Below are 26,045 nucleotides of genomic sequence, written 5' to 3' on the forward strand. Positions count from 1 at the left end.
TTTAAATAAAACATAGCAACATAAATAGGGTGATGACACAACAGGCAGGGGTAACTTTTCAAAATGACCGAAAAAGGAATGTGATCAGCCTGACTGTTCTTTTGCTGCTTTCTTTAGCAACCATCGGTATTGACTTCCTCTATGCACAATTCAGAAACAGTTCATTCTACCTGTCCGAATCTGCACTTTTCAGTAGTTATTGGTTACTGTTTCTGCCTTTATTGAATATTCAGTGGAGACTGGCAGAACAGCTCCAAAAGCCATTTAGCGCATTAATATTTATCCTTTTAGCCACGATTGTTCATCTGGTTTGTTATCCTGTCCTTGTTTGGCTACTATCAGGAAGCTTTTATGAGCATACCTTTTCATACAGGCAAACCTTGCACTATGGATTAACGGATTATTCTATCAAGACCTTACTTGCATACGGGCTGTCATTATTACTCTTAAAAATTTCCAGAGCCGGTATTGTGAATCAATCGGCTGAATTGAATAGCGAAAATGCAGAGCAAGAGAAAGAAAGCTTTGAAACGGCTTTGGTTGTATCAGACGGAAATAACAGGAAGACAGTTATTGTTATACAGGATATATTATACTTCTCTGCTAACTCACCTTATGTCAATATTCACCAGCTATCTAAAAAGTACCTGCATTCAGCAACGTTGAAATCGTTGCAATCACGCCTCGACAACAATCAATTTATACGAATCCATAAAACGTATATTGTCAACATTGAAAAGGTAGTTGGCTACCATTCCCGGCTGAACGGAGATTATGATTTAACACTCATTGATGGTACAATGCTAAGAGTCAGCCGCAATTATGCAGCGACTTTTAAAAGCAGTTTTGAGAATAGTCATCGCCTTATAACGAAATAACCTCACTTCACAGCATCTGATTTGAAAATCAGTGCATTGTTGAGTCACCTTTGCAGGAAACGATGGACGATGAAAAAGTTTTTCTTCTGTAAAGGACTATTAATTTTTTACTTGCTGCTTTCAAGCTGTCACGGTCAGAACACTAAGAATGCCCATGCAACAACAGGAATTGTAGGTGGTGGCTGCGATGGTTGTGAATTAATGTATATCGGCATGCCAAAACAAATCAGTGCAAGCAGTACCAGCCCTGGCTGGAATGAGAAAGGTCAAAAGCTGGTGGTGACCGGGACTGTTTTCCGGACAGACGGCAGAACACCAGCACCCAATGTAATTATTTACTATTGGCAAACAGACAACAACGGCTATTACTCATCTAAAGCAGGAATGAATGAACAAGCAAAACGGCACGGCCATATCCGAGGTTGGGTAAAAACCGATGCAAACGGAAAATATACTGTCCGGACCATTCGCCCTGCACCATATCCTAACCAGACAATGCCTGCGCATATCCACTTATCCATCAAAGAACCTGGTATCGCTAATGAGTATTACCCTGATGAGATTAATTTTGATGATGACAAATTCCTGATTCCGCATTTTAAAAAACATCCGCAGGAAAACCGTGGAGGAAGTGGTGTTGTCAGGGTCTTGCTGAAAGATAGCCTGCAGGTTGCAGAACATAATATCATTCTCGGCCTGAACATTCCGAACTATCCACGAAGACAAAGCACGGCAATTCGATCAGGCTTACCTGTTGGTGAGGATCAGCCATCCTTTACACCATTTCACGCTTATGGTCCGGACAAGGGAACAAGGACATGCCCGGTGTGCAAGTACGGGCGTTACCAGGGCATCATTTATTTTGTGGGTAATAACCCGGACTGGAATGCTATGAAAAACTGGTTAGTCTTTTTGGAGCAGCAAAGTATCGAACGGCAAAAATACCTGAAAGTATATTTTGTTTACGGTAATGAAAAGGACTATGACAAAGGAGTACGGGAAAAGCAGCTGGAGCGTTTAGGACAAGCCCTGCATATCCAAAATACAGCGCTTACCTTCGTACCTTCTTTTGCCGATAGAGATAGCGAAGTCTGGCTCAATAAAATCGATCAAGGTGCCAGCAATACGTTCATCATTTACAGGAACAGGAATATTGTTGATAAATACACAGACCTGAAACCAGTTGCTGAGAACTTTAAAATTATCTCAGAAAGCCTGGACAGAACGCGCGGTGATTATTTTGATCTGCCGGAGCCAAAATACAACTGAGATGCCAACTTGTGGAAGTAAAATTTCATACCTGATTTAATCAAAAAGCGTTAGATCCGGCCCACATGGAGAATTGTTGTTATCGTCTTTAACCCGGAAATTATTCATCTTTTGATCAACCGGCCAGCCTTCCAGCAGGTCATTGGGAACTGCTTTGAGCACTTTCAAGCGGTCAATAACGTTTAAACTTTTATCTAACCAGGTACTGGCTTCCGCTTGTGTTAAGATGCACGGCATGCGGTCATGAATAGCTAACATGAAATCATTGGCGGGCTGCATGAGCATGGTACAGGATGGGATAACGATACCTGTTGCCGGGTCTTTCCATGTGTCCCAAAGACCCGCGCAATAGATCAGCCCTTTGTCCTTACGCTGAAAGAAAAAGGGCTTTTTGTTTTCGCCGCTGCGATACCACTCGTAAAAACCTTCTATAACAAAAACGCAATGCCTTTTGCCAACAAGGTTACGGTAAGTCGGTAACGACTGCATGGTTTCCACTTTGGCGTAGGTGGTGCTGTACTTTGGCTTTTCTGTAGCATTATTGGGAATAAGGCCCCAACGCACATAGTGTAGTTTACCTGGTCTGGCATCAAGGATAACGGGCATTTCACTTCCCGGCGGACGGTTGTTGTCTTTTTCCTGCGCTGTGCCACCTTCTTCTACTCCAGCTTTCTTTGCCAGCTCTTTGCTTTCGCTTACTAATGTCCTTCCACACATAACTTTCTCCATTATATACGTAAATCCGCACCATCGGGATTATACCGCTTTTATGATTTCGTGCCACCTGGTCGTATATCCCTTGCTTAAAAACTCGTGCTTGAGACGCCAGCTTTTGACGTATCCTTCGCTGGCCATTCGCAGTGTGCCCCGTCCGTAGGCAAGGTTAACCCGATCAATTGCTTCAGACAGCAAATCAAGTTTGCCGCCATCGTGCGGCTTAAACAAGTGTAACTGCAATTCCTGCTCATGCACCAGTCCTGTAGCCACCACACCGGCTTTGCGGTATTTCATTCCATGCATAAATAATGCCCTGGCTACCGTGTTGGCGATTTTAACAATGTCATGGGTATTGTTGCTCGCAATAGCGAGCTTGTGTGTATGAGAGGGATAATGCTGAGGGTGGTCTTCCCGGTGTTCATTCGTGTAAAGAAATACCTGCAGGTAAAGACAGCGCAGCCCTGCGCGTCGCAATTTTTCAGCGGCGCGACTGGCATACAATGTAACTGCCTCACAAAGTACAGTCGGGTCTTCAATATAATTCCTGAATGACCGGCTGACGCTAATACATTTGGTTGTTTCGGGCATGTTGTCAAAAGGTATAGCCGCCCGTCCCCACAGTTCGTTCCACATACGCTGCCCCTGGATGGTCATGTGCTGCTTGAACCACATTTCAGGAAGCTCCCTTAGTTGTCCAACCGTTTCAATGCCCAGGCTTTCCAGCTTTTTATAATACTGCCTGCCAACGCCCCACAGATCTTCCACAGGGAATGTGGCCACCGCTTTTGTAATGGCCTCCGGGGTATCGAGTATCATTGTGCCGCCTGACTTTTTTGCTATTTTATTAGCCAGCTTCGCCAGTGTCTTGGTGGGTGCCACGCCGATAGAAACGGGTATGCCGGTGTTCATCACAACGGATGCCCTGATTTTAGGGATTAATGTCTGTAAATCCTGTACACCGCCTAACCACCCGAAAGCCTCATCAATACTATACACATCCAAACGAGGGAACCAGCGGGCCAGGTTTTTCATTACCCGTTCGGAGATGTCGCCGTACAGCACATAGTTGCTGGAAAAAATATTTACATGATGCTTTTTTAAAATGTCCCGGATCAGAAACTCAGGATCACCCATTTTAATACCGCATTGTTTGGCTTCCTCACTGCGTGCGATCACGCAGCCATCGTTGTTACTCAGCACAACGACAGGTTTGCCATTCAATGCCGGATCAAAGAGGCGTTCGGCAGAAGCATAAAAGTTATTGCAGTCACAAAGTGCAAACACGTTCGTAGTCTCCTTTTCTTAATTGTGATGGCAATGTATTGCGGCATATTGCGGTCACTACTCCCCAGATCTGTAAAACCTCACCGTCCGTGGTTTCGATGCGGTCTGTATCGCCTTTAAGGAAAGGGCGGCCGTTTTCTGTTTCATAAGAGCGGCAATGAAAAGCACCGTTAACATAGGCGACGACAATAGCGCCTTTTACCGCTTTCATCGACCTGTCAATGATCAGCAGATCACCGGAACGCAAGCCATAAGTTTTCATGGAATTGCTGTCCATCTGGAAATAAAAGGTGCATTCCGGATCGATCACCAGCCGGTCCACGATATTCAACCGCCCTTCCAGGTAATCATCTGCCGGTGATTTAAATCCTGAAACATCTTGTTCTGCTCTTTGCTGATACTTCCTGATCATGGGGTCACATTAGAAGTACAAAATTATACTAAAAATATTAGCAATTGCAACAACTGGTTACAACGGTTAGGTGTAAACAACAGCAGGATGGTAAAAAAAAGTGTTACGCGGTTAAAAATGAACAGCTTAAGCCGTGAAAAAAAGTATTCAACAATTGCTACCTGGAAAAGGACTTTCAACCGTTGTCAGACTCGGTTCCGAAAACATTATTTTTTTTTAACCACTGTAAAAACTCATCAGGATCTTCCGGCATAAAGTGATGTATCCGGCCATCAGCCAGCAATAAGGAAAACCAGCCGTTCACCGCGTAATATTTCTCGATGTAAGCGGCCTCGTAAAAAAAGCCGGGGAAGCGATCGGGCTTAGCCATGAACTAAGGTTGGAAGGTTCTGGTTCCACGATCACAAAAAGATACGCGGGGCATCTCTATCTGACGGAGGCATTAGGCGTGCCAGGACAAAGTAAAGTGCACCCGCGCGTTAGCGCGAGCGTGTTACCCTTGTCCCTTTGTCCTTGAAAGTGCCTAATTTTCCGTCAAAGGATTCGTGTAAACCGCTGCAATATTTTTTATCGTCTGCAAGATAGATAAAAACTGTCTGCCTGATCGATGGGCAGTCAGAATACTGTTTGAAATTCTATGCGACTGCACGAATTTAAAAAGAGGCCCTTATAGGAGCCCTTCGTCAGCAAAGCTGAAAAATGCGGTCGGCGTCACAATCAGGTGATCGTCGATCTGTATATCTAAAAGATGGCCTCCTTCTTTTAATCGCTGAGTTACAGTTTTATCACCGTTGCTTGGTTTGATGCTACCTGATGGGTGATTGTGCGCTAAAATTATTCTTGGAGCGTTCGCTTTAAGTGCAGCGGTAAAAACAAGTTTTGGATCAACCAAACAACCTTGTGTTGAGCCACTACTCAGGTGATAGTATCCCAAAACCCGCCCTGCATTGTTCAACAGAAGGATTTTGAAATGCTCCACGAACTCTATTGTGTCCATATCCCATACGCTGAGCAATGCCTGGTAAGCATCATTGGATGTACTAACCTGCAGACGATCTGTAGCTTTAACTTTTGTCCTGTAGACCAGTTGAATTTCTGAGACTTGCATAATTGTAAAATTTAAAGTGATGAATCAATTATGCGGTCACACAGGCGGCGGGCGATCAAGGCCATGAAGCAACGGAATAAATGCGCAAGCGTTTATGCCGGAATTTCACTGGCCGCTTCAAAAGCCTGCCGCCTAACTTTGCAGGCTGATTGATGAATGGCTGACTATTCCTTTCTAAACAAATCCGATAGTTAAGTTGGGCAATTTAGCCAAAGCTGAACTTCACTCACCACATTTTGTATAACTCTGTCAAATAAGCCGTAACATTTCAATTTTACCCAGAAATCAGTAACAAACTATTTTTTATTCGGACAAATTGGAAAGTCAGAAAGCACCTCACTATTTTTATAACTTATTGTATATAAGCGAATTAATGTAATTGACATATTTTAGGACTATTTCTTATTCGTCCAAAATCAGCATTATAAATTGGCATGAAAAAAAATTTTAATTTGGTTGTTTAAAATCCTGTGATACTTTCGCTGCACACTGCTTGACACACCAAATGCAGGCACAACTAAACCAAATTGCGACCTTTCCTTATTATAACACTGCTTATGTTAGCGCGATGCTTACAGGCACAAGACCAGGCCGATACTGTACTATCTGCAAAGGACATTAAGGGCTTCGTGCAAGGCATACAATCAAGAATCACCAGCCTGGACAAGACCACGGGTAAGGGTCTGGGAAATTGGTTAAAAGGTATCAGGAAACAGGAAAAAAAAATACAGGTAGAGGTAAGCAAAAAGGACACGACCGCAGCTAAACAACTCTTTGCCGGCAGTACGGCTACCTACGACAAATGGGAACAGCAGCTAAAAGGCAACGATACCACACAGCAGCTCAAAGAATACATCCCTGCATTAGATACACTCAAGACCACGCTGCGTTATCTGGAAGGCAAGGCTGACCCGAAGCAACTGGCAGAAGCAAAGCAACTATTACAGCAATACGAGAGCAAGCTACAGGTTAGCAATACGATTAAACAACAACTTAACGAACGCAAACAGCAACTCACCGGCAAGCTAAAAGAGCTGGGGATGGCAAAGCAACTGGAAAATTATAAGCAGCAGGTTTATTACTATAACCAGCAGTTGAACGAGTACAAAGCCCTGCTTAAAGACCGCAAAAAGCTGGAAGCAAAGACCATTGCCATCCTGCGCAACAGTAGGCTGTATAAGAACTTCCTAAAAAAGAACAGCGTGCTGGCAAAGCTGTTCGGTGTGCCGGAGAATTATGGAACACCTGTGAGCCTTGCAGGACTGCAAACCAGAGCATCAGTCACACAGCAATTGCAGCAACGGTTAGGCAGCATGACCGGTGCGACCGGCGGTATGGATATTAATCCGCAACAATACCTGAACCAGCAAATGCAGGTCGCACAATCGCAACTAAACACACTAAAAGATAAGGCCATCAAACTAGGTATTTCCAATTCCGCAGATGCTGCAGACATGCCCGATTTTAAGCCTAACCTGGAGAAGATGAAAAGCTTCTGGCAGCGGCTGGAATATGGCGTTAACCTGCAGAGCCAGAAAAGCAACAGGTGGTTGCCCAGCATTACCGACATCGGACTTAACATGGGCTATAAGATCAGTGCGAAAAGCGTTGTTGGCATCGGCGCTGCTTACCGCCTGGGCTGGGGACAGCCACTTAGTAAGATCAGGCTGACCCATGAGGGCATCGGCTTAAGAAGCTATCTCGATATAAAAATCAAGGGCAGCATCTGGCTGAGCGGTGGCTATGAGTTGAACTACAATCAGCGGATGAACGACTTAAGCGCTACACTCAAGAATCTGCACGCCTGGCAGAAGAGCGGCCTGATCGGTATTACCAAGAAAATAAAGATCAAAGGGAAGAAGGAACTGAAGACCTCTTTCTTGTATGACTTATTACACAATAATCAGACACCACAGGGACCTGCATTCAGGTTCAGGGTGGGATGGGGATTTTGAAAACAAAAAAGCAAAAACTATAAATAAAAATCGAAACAATAATTCTATTGCTATGAGAAAAGTTGTCTTATTGTTACTTGGGCTGACAGTTAGTATGATAATTACTGCCCAGGTGCAATTACAGTCAGGAAGCGCGGAGTATAGTCTGCCAATTTTTACCTACTCCGATCCAAAGGCCGGCTTAAGTTCTACAATTACACTTAACTACAGTGCCGGCGGAGGTATCCGGGCAGGTCAACTGTCTTCGAACGTGGGTCTGGGATGGGACCTGGTAGCATCAGGTGAAATCGAACGTATACAAAACGGTCAACCTGATGACCAGTATAATCCGATACCCTATACCGGAGCAGGTAATCATTTGATATTAAAAAGGGATACCTATGATGATCAATTTAATCAATACTATGGTGACGGATTTTTGTACACTCCTTACTCAGTCGACGACATACCGAAGTCTATTGCTATCCAACCGAGATTTGGAAAAAAGCAGTGGTATTTTGGTCCATTGGACTACAAGCAGAGTCCAATGGCACTTGCAGATAGAGAACAGGATGTTTTTTCATGTAACCTTAACGGTAGAATTTTACAGTTTGTCATAGGTAAAAATCGAACTATTGAATGTCTTGATGACTCAAAACTCAAAATAGAGTTTACAGAATCAGACATGACCTCAAGCAAGATAAGAACTAAAATCAATTGCTTTATTGTTACAGATGAGACCGGTCTACGCTACAAGTTTAACGCCCTTGAATTAAGTGATGCGGTCAACTTGACTGAAACATATTCGGAAAAAGATAATGATTTTACATTCAATGTTTTTAGGAGTAAGCGAACAGATAACTACATAGTTACAAAATGGCACCTGACTGAAATATCAAATGCCTTAACCGGAGAGCGGATTATTTATAACTACACGGATGTGAACATTGATGTACTTACTGATAAAAATGTTTCCAGTACATTGATAAACGGACAGACTGCCAAATCATTGGTCTTAACTGAAAATAGAACGTTTGTAAAGGGGAAACGCTTGATCAGCGTACAATTTCCAGATGGACACAGTCTGGAGTTGTACTATGGTGGTCATATAAGAATAGATGTTCCAGGTGACGAAGTATTGAATGGGATTGTCTTAAAGTACAGCAACAGGATTGTAAAACGTTTCGACTTTTTACAAAGTTATTTTTATAAAAAGCAAATTGTTGCTACTACTGCTTTTGCACAAAATCCTGCATATGATAAACGTTTTGCAAGACTTTGCCTTAAAGGGTTACAGGTCTCAGGTATTGATGGTGTAACATTACCCCCTTATCAATTTGATTATTACACAGGCTCAGAGAGTCAAGATCCCAAAGATATTGTACCCTCTAGATATACTTTCAGCACTGATGAATGGGGGTATTACAACAAATCCGGATTTGTAGATGATGAAGCAACAACGTATGATAAGAACAAGCTTTACGGTCTTCTAAACTACTTCCTTCACCGGCAAATTTTCCCGAATGCTGCAACCTTCGGTATGTTAAAAAGCGTAACTCTGCCTTCTGGTGGAAAAACGACATATGAATACGAGCAAAATAATTTCTCCAGCGGTCAAATTGAAGATTACGTTGCAGGCGTAAGAGTGAAGAAAATAACCGTATTTGATGACGAAGCAACATCAAGCAATCAGGTCACTGAGTATAGGTACGTTTTAGAGAACGGCTATTCTTCCGGGAAATATTTTGAGGGTACTGGGTCTTTTACTATTGGCCGGGCAATCTCTATTAGAAAATCTGATAATTATGACCAAGGCGGAATTTTTCTATACGACCAAGCTACCAAAGCAGGAATTAATGCTATCAATAAGGTAGGTGGGTATCTCGTAAATATTACACTTTCAGTAGTAAATGTTGGCTGGGCCGGAGGCCCAATAGGTTTCGCTGCCGGTATTTACATAGCATGCCTTGCACCTACAATTTATGGCTTCTTCGACCAATGGGATGATGCATACATGAGTATAACAAATCTAAGCAGTTTTCATAATCAAAACAGGCTGCCTTTCTTATACTCTCGCGTAGAATACAGCACTGTTTCCGCGCAAAATTCAGGGAAAACTGTGGCTGAATTTTCAGTGCCGGCAAATTGGCAGGAGATGGAGAATTTGCAATTTCCTTATAGTGCAAAGCAGCGCTACGAACCGTGGCGGTATGGCCTACCCATCAAAACGTCTATTTATAATAGTGCGGGGGCGCTTATCAGTATTACAGAGAATACCTATCAAATTATAACTACACCGCTTGACAATAATTTTCGCTCCTGTAAGATAGATGCTGATCACTATTTGTCAGGACCCGTAGATTGGCCGGTACATAACGACGATGATGTGGATCCAACATGGATAAAAAGAGAATTTTATAACATGAAAAAAGGTAGATCTGTTCTAAGTTCTACGCTTACTAAACTGTATAACTCATCGAATGCCATATTATCTGAACAGGAAGTGTTTTACGAGTATAACAGTTCAAACAATCTTCTGGCTCACACATACTCTTCTAATAGCAAAGGTGAAATCGAAGGAAAAAGCATCTATTATTCGGATGATTATGATAACTCAAATGTTGCGATACACGCAATGAAAGATAATCATATTATAGGGGTGCCTTTATGTACTGTTTTATGGCGTCAGGCTCAACTTGGTGCTACAAAATTGATGGTTTCAGCCGCAGCAACAGAATATCAACTTCTTTCCAGTGGCAGACTGAGGCCAGTCAAAAAATACAGTACAAATTTATCACAACCTGTTGCAAATTCTCTTACGGATAATCCTGATCCGGCTAACCCTTACAACTACTCATTTTTCGAGCAAGAAGGCGATTTGGTTTATAATATGTGGGGGGACCTGATAAATGTGAGGGACACCAGGGAAGGAAATCACGCAATGATTTATGGCTATCACAAAAGGCGTATAGTAGCTGATGTGGTTGGAGCAAGTCCTGATGAAGTTGTTTATACATCATTCGAAAAAGAAAGCGATGAAAACAATATCGATGATAACGTTAACAATCCGGATAACATGGATATGGGCAACGGATCAAGAATTAGTTATTCGCCTTTGAAAATCAACAACGCCTACACCGTTATGGGTGATTATAACTTTCCGGCAGAAGAAGGCATTTCATTTACTGTCAAAAATAATAAACAATACATTCTTACAGTTTGGGCAACCGATCATGCTATAAATCTTGACGGCGCGCCACCAGATCGCACTGGACCAACTATCAATGGCTATACCTATTATGAATTTGACATTGCTCCTGGTTCAACAAACCTTACATTTTCCGGTGATAGGGGTGTGTACATTGATGAGTTTCGGGTGTACCCGAAGGGCGCAAAAATGAGTACCACTAGCTACGACCCCACATTCGGAAAAACTGCAGAGTGCGACATCAACAATCGCATAAGCTATTTTGAATATGATGGCTTGGGAAGACTTGTTATTGTAAAAGATGACAGAAGGAATATTATTAAAACCTACGAGTACCATTATAAAACCAAATAAATTTTTGAAGATGTTAAATCGATTCATCTTTGCTTTACTGATTGCACTTATTGGTTTTTCAGCATCTGCACAGGAGTCCATCACCGGACCTGATGTTGCAATTGAAGGACTTTCCTATACCTACAATCTTGACCCTTCTAACTATCCGGCTGCGGGAAGTCCTGGCACCTGGATAATAAAAGGGGGTGTTATTCAACAACAAAACGCAGATGCTGCAAACGGGACGATATATGTAACAGTTCAATGGAGTTATCTGAGCTCTAATATGGACCGTGATGGAAGTGTCGCTTACAAATACTCAAACGACAAAGGGTTTAGTATTCATGTGAACATAATTGACTGGTATAATGCTGTAGTAGATTGCAGTACAATTGCGCCACTATCCCAAGAACCAGAATATTTAGCTACACCACAGGTTATAGCAACGCCAGGATGCGCTGTACCTAACGGGATGCCTTTCACAATTGTATACCAATGGGCTTATGCTACCCTACCTGGTATTTACTATGGTGAGGGAAAAACTGAATTTATTGACCTGAATACGATCACGTGGACAGATATTCCTGGTGCAACAAACTATAACCTGACTCCGTTTTCAATGAACTATTTAGGCACCACTGTATACAGACTTCGCACGAAAGTTATAGCAACAGGAAGCGTGCCCTTGCCAGCACGAAATACTTTTTTTAGCTACGCTTTTGTAAAGCTGAGTGAATTTGATGCGGGTTCTATCAGCTATAATACACAAGAACCCTATTTTCAAACAGTAAATCATTCTTTTGCCTGGGCATCAGTTCAAGTTGGTTTAGGTACGGCACCCCTGCAAATAGGTCAGCTACCTTCTAATGGGGGACTTTGTACTTCTAAAACCTACACATGGCAGGTTTCTTATGATGGCGAACCGTGGCAAGACATTTATACTGGCGTCGATCTGCCCTCGCAATTTCACCCGGTAGTAAATATTAACACAAAGATTAGAAGAAGAGTTGAATGTGCCGGTGTTGCCCTCTACTCAAATACACTGACATATGACTATATATATAACTCCCCCTGGACAGAGAACAGGAATTACCTACGGATAAACAGTGTTGAGATTCCCGGCGTAAAAAGTTGGGCACAGGCTGATGCATTGTCTATTGGCGAGAAGCAGCAGGGAACTACCTATTATGATGGATTGCTGCGCCCTATCCAACAAATATGTAAAGAAACCAGTGCTGATGGTGACATCGACGTTTGGAGTGATGTAGTCACCCACATCGAGTACGATGGTGCCGGCAGGAGCGAAAAGCAATACCTATCTTATCCTTCTCAAACTAATATTGGTCTTTTTAAAGAAAATGCGAAGGCGGAACAAATAGATTTCTTTCATAACTATTACAATGAAGGCCCTACTGCCAATACCTTTCGTCAATTAGAGTTTGACAATAATCCATTATCCAGAGCGGTTAAAAGAAGAGAAGCAGGTGAATCCTGGGGTAGTAATACAAATTATAAGGCTCCGGTAGTTGATTATAGCTTTAATAAGGCACAGGAAAACGTTCGTATATGGAATATCGGTGCGGCACCGGGTGACTATCCCAGTACAAGTACTACATATGCTGAAGGCAGTCTCTACAAAATCACACTGAAGGATGAGCAGGAAAAATTAACTGTCCAATATATTGATTTTAGTGGTCAGGTTATATTCTCTAAAGTTCAGTTAAATGACGCGGGGCCAAATCTTGATATGGATGGCTATGATGGTTGGTTATGCACCTACTACGTATACGACGACTTTGGTCGTTTTAGATTCGAAATTACGCCAAGTGCCGTAACAGCACTGAGGAGCTTGAATTGGAATTTAGCTGGAAACCCAACCATCATAGATGAATTATGCTTTTACGCTGATTATGATGCTAAAGGTCGCCAGATAATTAAACATTCCCCGGGTGCGGGTCAGATACATTCAGTTTACGATAGCCGTGATAGGCTCGTGCTTACTCAAGATCAAAAACAGCGAGCCCTTGCTAAGTGGAGTTTCTGCCTTTACGATGAATTTGATCGCCCCGTAGCCAATGGTTTGTTTGAGTCAACGGAAAATCGATCCAGCCACCAGTCGTTTGTTGATAATTCTACTCAGGGAAAGGTTAATGTAACGCTATTTACCGGCATTTCTGAAACTGTCGCGGCCTATAATCCTATTGCCGGAGGCGGGTTTAGTTGCAATAACTGCAGTAATGAAGTAATCAACAAGGTATATTACTATGATGAAAATTCTTTTACTGGAAGTGCAACTTTTGATCCCGGCTATTCATTCGATGGCGTATATTCTTCAATTGCTGAAACATCAGAGTTATCGTTCAGGGTCAATGGCCATGCCGTTGGTTATAAAGAAAGGGTAATTGACCAATTACATGATGACAACAATCCAGGGAATGACAGGTTTCTGACAACAACAATCTTTTATGATGAGCAATTAAGAAACTTCGAAACGATTTCCCAAAATATCAAAGGTGGATTTGATATCAGCGTCGAACTGTTTGACTTTACTGGCAAAGTAATTAATGATTTTGGCCGGCACGCATACCCCAATCATGCGATGGACGGTTTTCAAATTTTTAGTACATACTATTACGACCAGGTTGGACGCTTTCTTTACGGACGTAGAAAATACGGTAGCAATAATTCCTGGAAACAGGTTAAGACACTGCTTTATGACGTATTTGGTAGAATAAAAACAAAAGCATTAGGTCAGGACTACTGGACCGCTACACCTGCCCTCGAAACACTAGAATATAGTTATAACATTCATGGATGGTTGACTGGCATCAACAGAGAGTATGCGTTATCTAATGTTGACCATGACCAGAGAAACAAATATTTTGGATTAGCACTGGATTACGATAATAAAAGCGGAGAGTTCTTGAATAGTCGGCGTAATGGCCAGATAAATGCAGCCGTTTGGAAAACACAAGGCGACAATGTAACCCGGAGATTTGATTATGGTTATGATAATATCGGTCGGTTTGCCAGCGCTTCTTATTTGCAGAAAGATCAGCCTTCAGGACAGTGGAGTAATTTAACAGCTGACTTCAGCGTCAAGGGTATTTCCTACGATGAAAATGGAAACATTTTAACCTACCAGCGAAAAAGCCAGTTGCCCGGGCAGCTTGGCGGTACAATCATAGACGACCTTGAGTATCATTATAAGTATCGGAATGGTATAATGACTAACCAGTTGGACAATGTCATTGATCATGCGATTGGCGATTTCAAGATGGGAGATTTCTATGGCGGTAGTTACAACCAGCAAAATGCTTATGAATATGATGATAACGGCAATTTGATCAAGGATGAATATAAGCACCTGAGCAATACTGGATCGATTGAATGGAACTATTTAGATAAACCCTGGCGTATTAAAAAAGATGGCGTTTCAATTACCGAATTTGTGTACGATGCAAGTGGCGGGAAGCTTCAGAAAATTGTTACCCAATTGCCCACCATTGCAAACAACAATCAAACAACTGTAACGACTACCACATACCTGGGGGATTTTATTTACGAATACACAACCACATCGCCCGCGGATGAGCTGAAATTTATACTCTTTGAAGAAGGTAGAATCAGAATTACCACTCCTGTTAATACCTATGGCAGCCAGATACCTGCCCTCGAAATTTCAGGCGGCATTCAATTTCCTGCCATTTCTAAGATTGGTGTGTTTGATTATTTCGTCAGAGATAATCAAGGGAGCACAAGGATGGTGCTTACTGATGAAGTTCATAAGGAGCGACATGCATGTACAATGGAAACGGCTAATTCGGCCGTACAACAATATGAAGAAATCACTTTTGGAAATGTTGATAATAGCGGCAACGTAAACTCATCGAACGAAGTAGTAGCAACCAGAGTTTTAAAAACAACAAAAAACTGGCAATGCAATTCAACAGGAAACTATGTTAGCAGACTTTTGGCAACATCAACCGATGGTGTTGTAGGGCCTAACATGTTTCTAAAGGTGATGTCTGGTGATAAAGTAAGTGCAAACGTATCTTCCTATTTCCCAGAGGATGATCAAAGTACCAACGTTCCTTTATTAACTCCATTGGCAAACATACTGGTTGGTAATTTTAATAATGCTGTATCCGGTTCACTGCTCAAAAATAATATTAGTAGTATCAATACTGAACTGGTAGACCCTTTCGGTTCACTTGTCAACTTTTTAACAACTCAGGAAGCTAATGCCAACCCGGGTCTTCCTAAAGCTTATTTAAACTGGCTCTTTTTTGATGAGAGGTTTCAGTTAATTAGCGGCGGCTCTGCTCAAATAACCAGGGACTGCGGCCAGGTAACTATGCAGGAACAAATGGCGCCTAAAAATGGATATGCGTTTGTTTTTATAAGCAGTAGAATTCCTCTGCGGGCAGTTTATTTTGATGATTTGGTCGTAAATCATGAGCGTTCTGCAATATTGGAGGAAACACACTATTATCCTGGTGGGCTGAAAATGCAGGCTATCTGTGCGAAAGCACTAAGTAAAATGCCTAATCAATACGGCTATCAGGGGGCCTTTGCTGAAGAGGATGAAGAAAGCGGCTATACTGAGTTTTTTCTTCGGATGTATGATCCGCAATTGAACAGGTGGATCAGCCCGGACCCTTTCGATCAGTTTGAAAGCCCTTATGTTGGAATGGGGAATGATCCGGTGAATATGATCGACCCGTCAGGTGGCTCTGTTCCCGTACCGGTACGATACATCTGGAACGCTTCTAAGCCGCTTGCAGAAGTTGTCGTTGTTTCATCGCCACGTATTGCAGGTGTCATCAGGCTTGGGGGAACAATGGTACTTACCAGCACCGGGGTCCGGTTGAATAATCTAACTCACCTGGCCACGCCATCATCATTTCCCCAACCTGCCGAAGTTACCCGGGCTGCAGCTGGTTCAGGATCTTCAGGTCGGGGGCAAACGGCCAGTGCTCCAAAGAAGAAATGGAGTGAAAAAATTAAAGCGACCAAGTTTGAGTATTCGGAAACCGACAATATTGCACAGTCCGGGGGCAAGTTTGTAACAAACGTTGTTTTTAGCCTTTGGAATGGGTTAGTTGGCACGGCGGAATTTATCGAAAGCCCAATTGAATCGACTGAGAATTTATTCAATGCCATAGATGCCGGTGTCAGCTACATTCAAAATACAGAATTTGATGAAATTTTATCGGATGCCGGAGACTTTGTAAGCGATCCTCATAATTGGGAAGATGCTGTCGCGCTTATCGCGGGACCAAAAGTGTTGCCCAAAATAGGGAAGTTCGGAGGCAAAGTTTTAAATGCTGCAGCGGACTTTGGATCTGCAGCTGTGGGTGCTGCAAGCACAGCTGCGGGTGCTGCGGGGGCGGCAGGGGCTGCTGTTATCCGCCGCGTTTTCGGAGCAGTGCAAAGACACCACGTAATACCCAATCAAATATATAAGGAATTTAAGCATTTTATGCCCGACGGCTACAAGCAAAATGGAGCTTGGAACTTGAAAAAGCTGCCTCGGCCTTTTCATGGAAATCATCCTAAGTATAACGACTTTGTTAGAAGAAGAATAAATTCGATGTTACAAAATGGACCTTTATCCGATCCTGGGTTAAGAAGCTTACAAAAAGAACTTAGATTTGAAATGAATGATATTTTAAAGAACGGTACACACCGAACTTTAAATGATGCATATAGATTTAGATTATGACGAAATACCTACAGTTGAGAATATCAGTTGAACCTTCTATCGTTGGAGTAACGAATGGAGGATGTCAAGGTTGGATAGATGAAAAGAAATATCCTAAAAAGGACTATCTCGAACTTGTAACGTGCAACGATTACAATGTTTTTAAAAGTTTAATTAAAAAAAATGAAACGTTTATCAGTCTTTTGGATAAGTCAAAAATAACTGATGTAATTTATTTCGGACCATTTTTACGGTACTGCCCATTTATGGCAAGAACGCCTTTTTTTGAAACAATAAGCCATTTCAACATTGACGACTATTTTTTAACGGACGCAACTGTCAATAAAAAAGGTGTGGAATTAGTGGAGCAATACAAATTGTTTTGTTTATCCTACATTAACAAAGATTGGATAGATTTCAAGCAAACTACAGCTTCACTAAATGGGCAGATTACCGAAGACAAATTGTTGCATTTGGAAAGCTATGATCAATACCGGAATTCACTAGAAAAACATCCGTTATTGGGGTTAGTAACGGTTTACTTGAACAGTAAATTTGATCAAAGTCTCGATCTTTTCCGGCTACCGATCGGAGGGGGCGGTATTTTCATCTCAGAAAGACTAGCCACTTCCCTTTTTGAAGACCGCCAATATTCGGGGATAGAACTTGTCGATCATGGTACTCAAGTTTACTGTACAAGTAAATAAGATGGAATATAAACTTTGAATTGTGAGGGTATGAATAGTTCTATAAAAACTTAGAATTCCATAATGATTTATTACCATTCCTTTTTGATTTAGATTAAAAAATTATTAGTACGAAGGATTCGGTCAGTGTTGCATATAGCATCAAAACTGCAAGACTATTTAAAACAGTATGTTTTTAGCGGTGTTGAATTTTTACAATAAGCTGAGTAGTGAAAAATATTGAATGCTTTTAACCTTCATTAGGTAAGCCTTATCAAATCGACCACTCTGGTCGTGAGCTTTGTTAGTCGCTTTAGTCTAATCTATTTTTTAACCTTTAAATTTTGCGCTATGCAAAAGCGTATTGGAGGAACTCTGTCCGAAAGCGAAGTATTAGTACAGTTTACAAATGGTAATGAAACTGCCTTAAGGTCCATTTACAATGCCACGTCTGGTAAACTTATACGACAAGCGACAAAAATTGTGGGAGACAATTTTACTGCCAGTTGTATCGTACAGGAAGCTTTTCTAAAGGCCTGGGAGTTGCGTGAACGCATGCGGAGCATATTGCATGTTTACCGTTTTCTGCGGCTGACCGTTACCTGGAAATGTTATGCCTGGCTTAATAAACCAGCTAATCGCTTCAGTCGTACTAAAACGATCTATTACGGTGATATGTCCTTGTTTGAGAATAGTTATTGTCAATCCGTATCATTTCCAAAGCAAGGCACTGAAGAACAGCAACTCGATGCCATAGGAAAAGTACTGCTCTATTTACCTGTAAAAAGCAAAGATATTTTTGACCTGTATTTCTCTAAAGGTTATAGCTATCGTAAGATTGCAGAAAGGTATGGGAGAAGTGTGCAGGGTATATCTGCTGACATTAGACATTCGGTAGCAAAAGTGCGTCAGATGATACAGGTAAAGAGCGAAGAGACGAAGCCTGGAAAAACTTCATTGGCTGCTTATGATGTGTTTCTTCAAGGTGTCCAGCTTACCATCTTCCGCCTCCGTTATGAACAAAAGCAAAGCTTCGAGTGCATTGCAAATACACTCGCCCTACCATTGACTGAAGTGCAGCGGCAATACGTGCGGTCCTATCATCAACTAAGAAAATGTAGTGCATTATGAACGCTAAGCAAGTTACTACACGCAAAATACAGTTAATCATTAACAGCGAGGATCCGCAGGAGGTGCAGAGGATATTCACTACATTATACCAATGGCAGTATGCCTGCTTTCGCGCAGCGAATTACATTTTCACTCATTACTATATGCAGGAACGATTGAAAGACTTTTTCTACCTGTCAGAAGGTATCAAACTAAAGCTGGATAACGTGCTCAAAGATGAAAACGGCATGCTGAATACATCGCGCCAGAATACAGTATATAAAGTACTGTCACAACATTTTAAAGGAACGCTGCCCTTACGTGTCCTGACTACGTTGAATACGCAGCTTTACAAGTATTTCACGGCGGAAAAAGACTATTATATCAAAGGTGAGCGTCCGGTTAGAAATTATCAGCGTAATATTCCAATTCCGTTTAGCGCCGGTGATCTGGTTAAGCTTCACCTTACTGAAGATGGTAAAAACTATAGTTTCAGTCTTTTTAAACAACCGTTCAGAACATATCTGGGAAATGGTCATGACAAATTTGAATTGCTCCAACAAGTTCTGAACGGACAGGTGAAATTATGCGCAAGCGCCCTGCAGCTTTATAAAAAGAAAATCTATCTTCTCCTTACTACTGACCAGGCTATCAGCCCCGTTCAGACAATCGATCCGGATGTTGTTGCAGAAGCATCGTTGGGTATTGATCATCCGTTGGTGCTTACCATACAACGGGAGCGGTTTATTATAGGCAACCGGGAAGAATTTTTATACCAACGGCTGGCTATACAGGCTGCTATGAATCGGGTGCAGCAAACAACAGGAACAGCCCGTGGTGGCCATGGACGAGCAAGAAAAATGAAAGCACTCGACAGGTTCAGCAAGGCTGAGTACGATTATGTGCAGCAGAAACTACATGTATACAGCCGCAGGCTGATAGATCATTGCGTGGATAATGGTGCCGGCACGTTGCTGCTCACACACCAGCAAGACAAGGAGGCGGCTGCAAAGGAAGATGCTTTCTTGTTACGGAACTGGAGTTACCATTCTTTTAAAGAAAAGATCATGTATAAGGCAGCTAAAGCCGGAATACTTGTGATTAGCGAATAACGACTGAGGATGCGGCTGCCTGTACAGCCTTATGGTGAGGTCAACCGACACTCACTAAATTCCACGGAAGAGGATATACAGCGAGTTCCACATTTTTTAAATTCTTGCACGTTTTCATTGAAAAGGGATGGCCTGGTATTTCTATACCGGGCATTTTTTATGATGACAGGGCCCGCATAGAAATGCAGGCCCTTAAAACCAAAACTAACTGTGGCGTAAAATTATTGTAAAATCATTTTTAAATAATTGATTTAATATTTAAATTTCGGATGCCCTTACAAGTCAAGTCCCCATGATTACTGACGAAGCAGAACTTATTCAACTTCTAAATGCAAAAGACCAGCGGGCTTTCGCTATAGTCTATGATCTGTTTTGGGGCACCCTGTACATTCAGGCATTCAAGGTACTAAAGGATGAGGACGCGGCTAAAGACGTCGTGCAGGAGGTGTTTGTAGGCGTTTGGAACAGTCGTGCCCCCATTCAAGGTAACCTTTCAGGTTACTTATACGCCAGTACACGGTTTAAAACACTTAATTATATCCGTAATCACAAGACACAATCAGATTACGTCGATCTATTTGGCTTATATATAGCAGACCATAGCAATGATGTTTTGGATCATGTGCTGGAAAAGGAATTGGAGGAAACAATTGAGATGATGATCAGCAAACTGCCTGCAAAAATGCGTGAAGTGTTTGAACTGAGCCGCAAGGAGCATCTTTCACATAAAGAGATAGCGACATTGTTAGGCATATCTGAAGGTACAGTAAAGAGACAAACCAGTAATGCGTTAAGGCTGCTCAGGACTGGGCTGAGTGACATCGGTTATATTCTACTGGCGGTGATGCTGAAACATCTTACTTAATCTTAGTTTATTTAATCAAATTTCTACATCTGACTGCTCCGAAGCGTGTCTGGTAAATAAACATCCTGAAAGATTCATCTTTATGAAACGCTTTACGACTGCTCTCATTTCCATTACTTTCTTCTCCAACTGCCTTATCCCGGGCGCACCGCATTACCGCTATTATTCATCCAGCAAAACGCCATCGAGAAAAATCACCTTAATATCCTTTCCGGGAAATAAATACACTTATGAGTATCGACCGGCCAACAGCCAGCCCGTGGATAGCGTTTTTTTATACGATCCTGTAAAGTTAGTTGAGCAAAAAATGCTTTATAAAAAAAATGATGACGGAAACCTATTTTCTATTATAAGTAAGGAGGATAAATCCGGAAAAAATATTCTGCAGAATCAATCATACCTGGTCGTAAAAATATATAAAAGTGGCGTTGTTGCTATTGATACACTCGCTGCAGAGAAAATGACTAAATTATAATTTCATCTTCTTCTACATCCTGTGCATTTGGCTCGTGTCTTAGGGTTATAAGTCAAATGTATGGACACCAGAGAAGTCAGGCAACTTATCGACAAATATTTAAACGGTCAATGTTCTGACGAAGAACGGAGGTTGGTAGAAAGCTTTTATGCCGACCAGCTTTCATCAGGAGAAATTTCTGAAGAGATCGAGAGAGGCAATGAACTTAAAGCAGCGATGTGGAAGGTCGTGGCTGGCCATATCGAGCAACCGCCTAAACACAGATTATTCAACTTTCACAGATGGCCAGCTGCAGCTGCCGTACTGCTAATCGCGAGTTGTACGATTGTTGCACTTTGGGTAGCTCGGACGGCTAAAGAACCTGCCCTTACCTTTACTATAACAGATATACCGCCAGGAACTCAAAAGGCTTTCCTGAAGCTGGCTGATGGTCAAGAGGTCATACTCAGTGATGCTAAAAACGGCGTTATTGCCACGCAAAGCCAAGCTACCATAACCAAAAATACAAAAGGCCAAATTGTCTATCAGCATCATGCTGATGCCAAGCCTGTTGGTATTAATGAAATCAGCACACCACGGGGCGGCGAATATCAGGTCGTATTACCAGACCGCACGCATGTTTGGTTGAATGCTGCAACGACCCTCAAATTCCCGACTGCCTTTACCGGTAAAGAAAGAGTGATTGAGCTGGATGGGGAAGCGTACTTTGAAGTGGCAAAAGATAAAAAACATCCTTTCATTGTCAGGTCGAACGGACAATCTGTACAGGTACTCGGTACCCACTTCAACATCAAATCTTACAAAGACGAAAGTGCTATCGTTACAACACTGTTAGAGGGAAGCGTCACAGTGACCAAAAATGGTCATCAAACTTTGCTGATACCAGGTGAACAGGCTATTGCTACAGATAAGATACAGGTAAGCGAGGTAGATGTAGATGCTGCAGTTGCCTGGAAAAATGGTAAAACAGTTTTTGATCACAATGATATACCAACAATGATGCGCGGCTTAAGCAGATGGTATAACGTAGATGTTGAATACAGAGGCAGCGTACCGCAAAGAAGTTTCACCGGCGGCATTTCCAGGCAAAGCAATCTTTCGGGCGTGCTGAAGATCCTGCAGTCAAGCGGTATCAATGCCAGAATAGAAGATAAGAAGATAGTCATTCAACCCTAATGAACATTGATAAACCCTTAATTTGATATGCCTATGGTTAAAGCACAGTAGAAGTAATAGTTAATAGATTAGTTAACCCTAAAATAAAAAGCCGGTCAGTGCGCTAACACTGCCCGGCCCATTTAGGGGAATAACACACCGGAAAACCGGAAAAATCCTTCGACAAGATTTATTTAAGTATTAACCCTCTCAAACAAAAGTATGAATTTTTATACGCTCTCTCACTGGGGGCGCATAAAGCAATTGCTTGTGATCATGAAACTAACTGTTTTCCTCATCATCCTTGCTTGCTTCCAGGTATCAGCGTCAGTTTATGCACAGTATAACGTATCGCTGACCGAAAAAAATGCGCCCTTGTCTAAAATTTTCAAAAAAATTGAATCTCAAACAGGCTACAGCTTCTTTTATGATGATAAGCTGTTAACCGGTACCCACAACATCACACTTACATTAAAGAACGCCACCTTAAAAGAGGCATTGGATAAATGTCTGGCAGATCAACCACTGACCTATTCTGTGGTGGACAAAACCATTGTTATTTCAGCCAAAAGAAAGCCTGAAGCAGCTAAACCAGCGCCTATTTTAATCGTACCAAAGGAAATCAGGGGCATTGTAACTGATTCAGCCGGTATTGGTATCCGGGATGCTGTCATCAGAATCAAGAGCAGCGCCGTGGCAACGAGCAGTGATCAGCTGGGTAATTTTTTGATCCTGTCCAATAGTCCTGATGACAGACTGGTTGTATCGCATATCGGCTATGAATCAGTAGAGTTAAAAGTGGATTATGGCAGTGATCAACCTGTAAGAATTGTGCTTCATCTTGCAACAACAAATTTAAGCCAGGTAACGGTTGTATCTACGGGTTACGAAAACCTGCCTAAAGAGCGCGTAACAGGCTCTTTCTCGCAGCCCCTAAAGCAAATGTATGATGCAAGAGTATCAACTGACGTATTAACCAAACTGGAGGGCATAACCAGCGGCATCGCTTTTAATACGCCCGGCTTAACCGGTAACAGGGAAACAAAAATCAGTGTTCGCGGGAGAAGCACCATTTATGCGAACGACAACCCGCTCATCGTAGTTGACAATTTCCCTTATGATGGCGACATTAATAATATTAACCCAAATGATGTTGAAAGCGTTACCGTACTAAAAGATGCTGCTGCATCTTCTATATGGGGTGTACAGGCGGGTAATGGAGTAATTGTTATAACCACGAAAAAGGGCAAACTAAATCAGCCACTGAAAATTCAGGTTAATAGCAACATTACGGTTAGCAATAAGCCTGACCTAAAATACGATCCGAATTTCCTTACGTCGAGGGATTATATCGATGTTGAACGCTATCTGTTTGCCAATGGCAAATACGACGGTGATATTGCACAAAACGACCCATCCAACCCAACTTCCACTTATCCGCCGATATCGACAGTTGTTGATTTACTGAACAAGGCTAAGAACGGTACAATTTCCCAAGCTGCAGCTGATCAGCAAATCAATGCCCTGCGTAACTATGATGTCAGGAATGATCTGTCAAAGTATTTTTACCGCCGTGCAGTTAATCAGCAGTACAACATCAACTTCAGCGGAGGTACTGACACTTATTCCTATTATTTCTCCGGAGGTTATGATAAGAACCTTGCAACCTTAAAGGGCAACGCTTATGACAGGCTAACATTTAATACGAACAATGTTATTAAACCTGTTACTAATCTTGAACTTTCTATCGGATTAAATTATGTTCAAAGTAATAATACTGCAGATAATACCCTGCCGCAAATCAGAACAGGTGGCGAGTATAGCAGCGTACTTCCGTATACACAACTGGCAGATGCAAGCGGTCAGCCGCAGGCTATCCTCAGCCAATATTCCGCTGATTATGTAGCTGCTTCAGTAAATAAAGGATTTCTAAGCTGGGCGTTCAACCCTCTACAAGAGCTAAGAGAACGTCTTAATACGAGCAATGGTAAACGGAATGATTTCAGATTAAACACCGGAGCCAAATACAGTTTTCTTAATGGATTTAGTGCTGATATTAAATATCAGTATCAGTCAAGTCAATATAATTCAAAATCAATAGCCGATCAGAGAAGTTTCTTAGCAAGGACACTTATCAATAGTTATTCTGTTGTAGATGGGGATGGAAATGTTGTCGGTTATAATATACCGGTGGGTGGAATCTTGAGCACCACTAATGATAACCAGGAAGCCCATCATGGCCGTGGGCAGCTTAATTATTCGCATGTCTGGTCGAGGCACAGTATTTCAGCACTTGCGGGTTTTGAAGTCACCCAAGTAAAGGCAGATCAAACAGCCAATGCACTTTATGGATATAATGACGAACTGGGAATATCCCTGCCTGTTGATTATGTAAATGGGTTTCCGTTAAATCCTTCCGGCTATAATACCATACCCTATAGCGGTAGTGCCGGAGGTACGCTGAACCGTTATCGCTCTCATTTTGCCAATGCAGCTTATTCCTATCTTGAACGCTATACCATTTCTGCCAGTGGCAGGATCGATGCCTCTAATTATTTCGGGGTGAAGACCAACCAAAAGGCAGTGCCACTCTGGTCTGCAGGCTTTAAATGGGATATCTATAAAGACAACTTTTACAAGCTTGACTGGCTGCCTGTTCTTAGCCTTCGGGCTTCCTATGGTTTCCAGGGCAACCTTGATAAAACACTTGCTGCCGTCACTACACTCACAAATGTGGGCGCTGCCGCTAACTGGACGAACGCCAATTATTCAATTATCAACAATTATGGAAATCCCGATCTTCGTTGGGAAAGGATAAGGATGATCAATTTCGGGATCGATTTTGCTTTCAGGAATAACCGTGTAACTGGTTCTATTGACTATTATACTAAAAAGGGAATTGACTTGATTGGCTTCACGGTTTTAGCACCGAGTACCGGAGTAACCGATATGAAAGGTAATTATTCGGGAATGAAGGGTAATGGAATTGATGTTCAGTTAAACAGTCAGAATATCTCAGGGAAGTTCAACTGGACAACCAACGTGATCATTAGTCATGCAACGGATAAGGTCACAACTTATACGGCTGCGCCAGTACCATCGTCCTCACTAGTAGGTTCTAATACCAGTATATCACCTATAATCGGTCAGCCGGTATATTCCATTGTCAGTTTTAAATGGGGCGGCCTGGACGCCCAAACCGGTGATCCGCAGGGTTACCTCTCTGATGGGACACTTTCCAGTGATTACTCGGCTTTAATCAACAATACTCCTAATAACCAAATGGTCTACAGCGGCCCGGCCAGACCCACCTATTTCGGTGGATTCAATAACCGCTTTTCCTATGCAGGTATCATACTGTCGGTGAACGTTAGTTATAAATTCGGTTATTATTTCCGCCGCAGCAGCCTGTCCTATGATTATCTATACCGGTTAGGAATTGGCAATAAAGATTATGCAGAGCGTTGGCAGCAACCCGGAGATGAGAAAGCCACTAATGTCCCTTCTATGACTTACCCGTCTGATCAGAATAGGGATTATTTCTACAATTACTCTTCAGTGCTCGTGGAAAAAGGGGATCATGTCCGGTTACAGGACGTCAGTATAAGTTATGATCTCAATAGCTCAAAACAACGTTGGCTTCCTGTAAAGCAAGTGCAGATTTATCTATATGCTAATAACCTTGGGATCATCTGGAAAGCCAATAAGCAAGGTATTAATCCTGACTATCCGGTTGGAGGAATCAGGACACCAAAAACATTCGCCATTGGATTAAAAGCCTCATTGTAATAC

The 26,045-nt window shown here is 42.1% G+C and carries 17 protein-coding genes; 12 read left to right on the plus strand and 5 right to left on the minus strand.

Features of this window, described 5'->3' with window-relative positions:
• The first annotated feature begins 32 nt into the window (after positions 1 to 32).
• Positions 33 to 878, plus strand: a complete 846-nt coding sequence (locus ABD960_RS03055; RefSeq protein ID WP_345330076.1) for a LytR/AlgR family response regulator transcription factor — start codon at positions 33 to 35, stop codon at positions 876 to 878.
• A gap of 69 nt (positions 879 to 947) precedes the next feature.
• On the plus strand, positions 948 to 2,147 hold the full coding sequence (locus ABD960_RS03060; RefSeq protein WP_345329413.1) for a dioxygenase family protein: 1,200 nt from the start codon (positions 948 to 950) through the stop codon (positions 2,145 to 2,147).
• Between the two features lie 36 nt (positions 2,148 to 2,183).
• Here the strand turns inward: ABD960_RS03060 and ABD960_RS03065 are convergent, their stop codons facing one another.
• The 5 genes from ABD960_RS03065 to ABD960_RS03085 form a co-directional block, all read right to left on the minus strand.
• On the minus strand, positions 2,184 to 2,864 hold the full coding sequence (locus ABD960_RS03065; protein WP_345329414.1) for an SOS response-associated peptidase: 681 nt from the start codon (positions 2,862 to 2,864) through the stop codon (positions 2,184 to 2,186).
• A gap of 39 nt (positions 2,865 to 2,903) precedes the next feature.
• Positions 2,904 to 4,148, minus strand: a complete 1,245-nt coding sequence (locus ABD960_RS03070) for a Y-family DNA polymerase (RefSeq protein WP_345329415.1) — start codon at positions 4,146 to 4,148, stop codon at positions 2,904 to 2,906.
• Positions 4,132 to 4,560, minus strand: a complete 429-nt coding sequence (locus ABD960_RS03075) for a LexA family protein (RefSeq protein ID WP_345329417.1) — start codon at positions 4,558 to 4,560, stop codon at positions 4,132 to 4,134. Before ABD960_RS03075 ends, ABD960_RS03070 begins: the two co-directional genes overlap by 17 nt.
• A 175-nt stretch (positions 4,561 to 4,735) precedes the next feature.
• A complete protein-coding gene (locus tag ABD960_RS03080; protein ID WP_345329418.1) occupies positions 4,736 to 4,930 on the minus strand; it encodes a hypothetical protein in 195 nt (64 codons plus the stop codon).
• A 297-nt stretch (positions 4,931 to 5,227) separates the two neighbouring features.
• Positions 5,228 to 5,668 carry a JAB domain-containing protein gene (locus ABD960_RS03085; RefSeq protein ID WP_345329419.1) on the minus strand — a complete coding sequence of 147 codons (441 nt, stop codon included), beginning with the start codon at positions 5,666 to 5,668 and terminating at the stop codon, positions 5,228 to 5,230.
• 557 nt (positions 5,669 to 6,225) lie between these two features.
• Here ABD960_RS03085 and ABD960_RS03090 point away from each other — a divergent pair.
• The 10 genes from ABD960_RS03090 (at position 6,226) to ABD960_RS03135 (ending at position 26,042) form a co-directional block, all read left to right on the plus strand.
• A complete protein-coding gene (locus tag ABD960_RS03090) occupies positions 6,226 to 7,623 on the plus strand; it encodes an AAA family ATPase (RefSeq protein WP_345329420.1) in 1,398 nt (465 codons plus the stop codon).
• 52 nt (positions 7,624 to 7,675) lie between these two features.
• Positions 7,676 to 11,164, plus strand: a complete 3,489-nt coding sequence (locus tag ABD960_RS03095) for a hypothetical protein (protein WP_345329421.1) — start codon at positions 7,676 to 7,678, stop codon at positions 11,162 to 11,164.
• A complete protein-coding gene (locus tag ABD960_RS03100) occupies positions 11,112 to 16,871 on the plus strand; it encodes a DUF6443 domain-containing protein (protein ID WP_345329422.1) in 5,760 nt (1,919 codons plus the stop codon). Before ABD960_RS03095 ends, ABD960_RS03100 begins: the two co-directional genes overlap by 53 nt.
• A complete protein-coding gene (locus ABD960_RS03105; RefSeq protein WP_345329423.1) occupies positions 16,868 to 17,557 on the plus strand; it encodes a hypothetical protein in 690 nt (229 codons plus the stop codon). Before ABD960_RS03100 ends, ABD960_RS03105 begins: the two co-directional genes overlap by 4 nt.
• Before the next feature lie 330 nt (positions 17,558 to 17,887).
• On the plus strand, positions 17,888 to 18,667 hold the full coding sequence (locus ABD960_RS03110; protein ID WP_345329424.1) for an RNA polymerase sigma factor: 780 nt from the start codon (positions 17,888 to 17,890) through the stop codon (positions 18,665 to 18,667).
• Entirely contained in the window at positions 18,664 to 19,758 is a 1,095-nt protein-coding gene (locus ABD960_RS03115) for a hypothetical protein (protein WP_345329425.1), read from the plus strand. The genes ABD960_RS03110 and ABD960_RS03115 overlap by 4 nt, the downstream gene beginning before the upstream one ends.
• A gap of 292 nt (positions 19,759 to 20,050) precedes the next feature.
• Positions 20,051 to 20,623 carry an RNA polymerase sigma factor gene (locus ABD960_RS03120; RefSeq protein ID WP_345329426.1) on the plus strand — a complete coding sequence of 191 codons (573 nt, stop codon included), beginning with the start codon at positions 20,051 to 20,053 and terminating at the stop codon, positions 20,621 to 20,623.
• 82 nt (positions 20,624 to 20,705) lie between these two features.
• Positions 20,706 to 21,098 (plus strand): hypothetical protein, encoded by a 393-nt coding sequence (locus ABD960_RS03125; protein WP_345329427.1) that lies wholly within the window; start codon positions 20,706 to 20,708, stop codon positions 21,096 to 21,098.
• Between the two features lie 60 nt (positions 21,099 to 21,158).
• Positions 21,159 to 22,274, plus strand: a complete 1,116-nt coding sequence (locus tag ABD960_RS03130; protein WP_345329428.1) for a FecR domain-containing protein — start codon at positions 21,159 to 21,161, stop codon at positions 22,272 to 22,274.
• Positions 22,275 to 22,529: 255 nt separating this feature from the next.
• Complete coding sequence (locus ABD960_RS03135; RefSeq protein ID WP_345329429.1) at positions 22,530 to 26,042, plus strand: SusC/RagA family TonB-linked outer membrane protein; 3,513 nt, start codon at positions 22,530 to 22,532, stop codon at positions 26,040 to 26,042.
• Positions 26,043 to 26,045 lie beyond the last annotated feature (3 nt).

The organism is Mucilaginibacter defluvii (assembly GCF_039543225.1).
Taxonomy (GTDB): domain Bacteria; phylum Bacteroidota; class Bacteroidia; order Sphingobacteriales; family Sphingobacteriaceae; genus Mucilaginibacter; species Mucilaginibacter defluvii.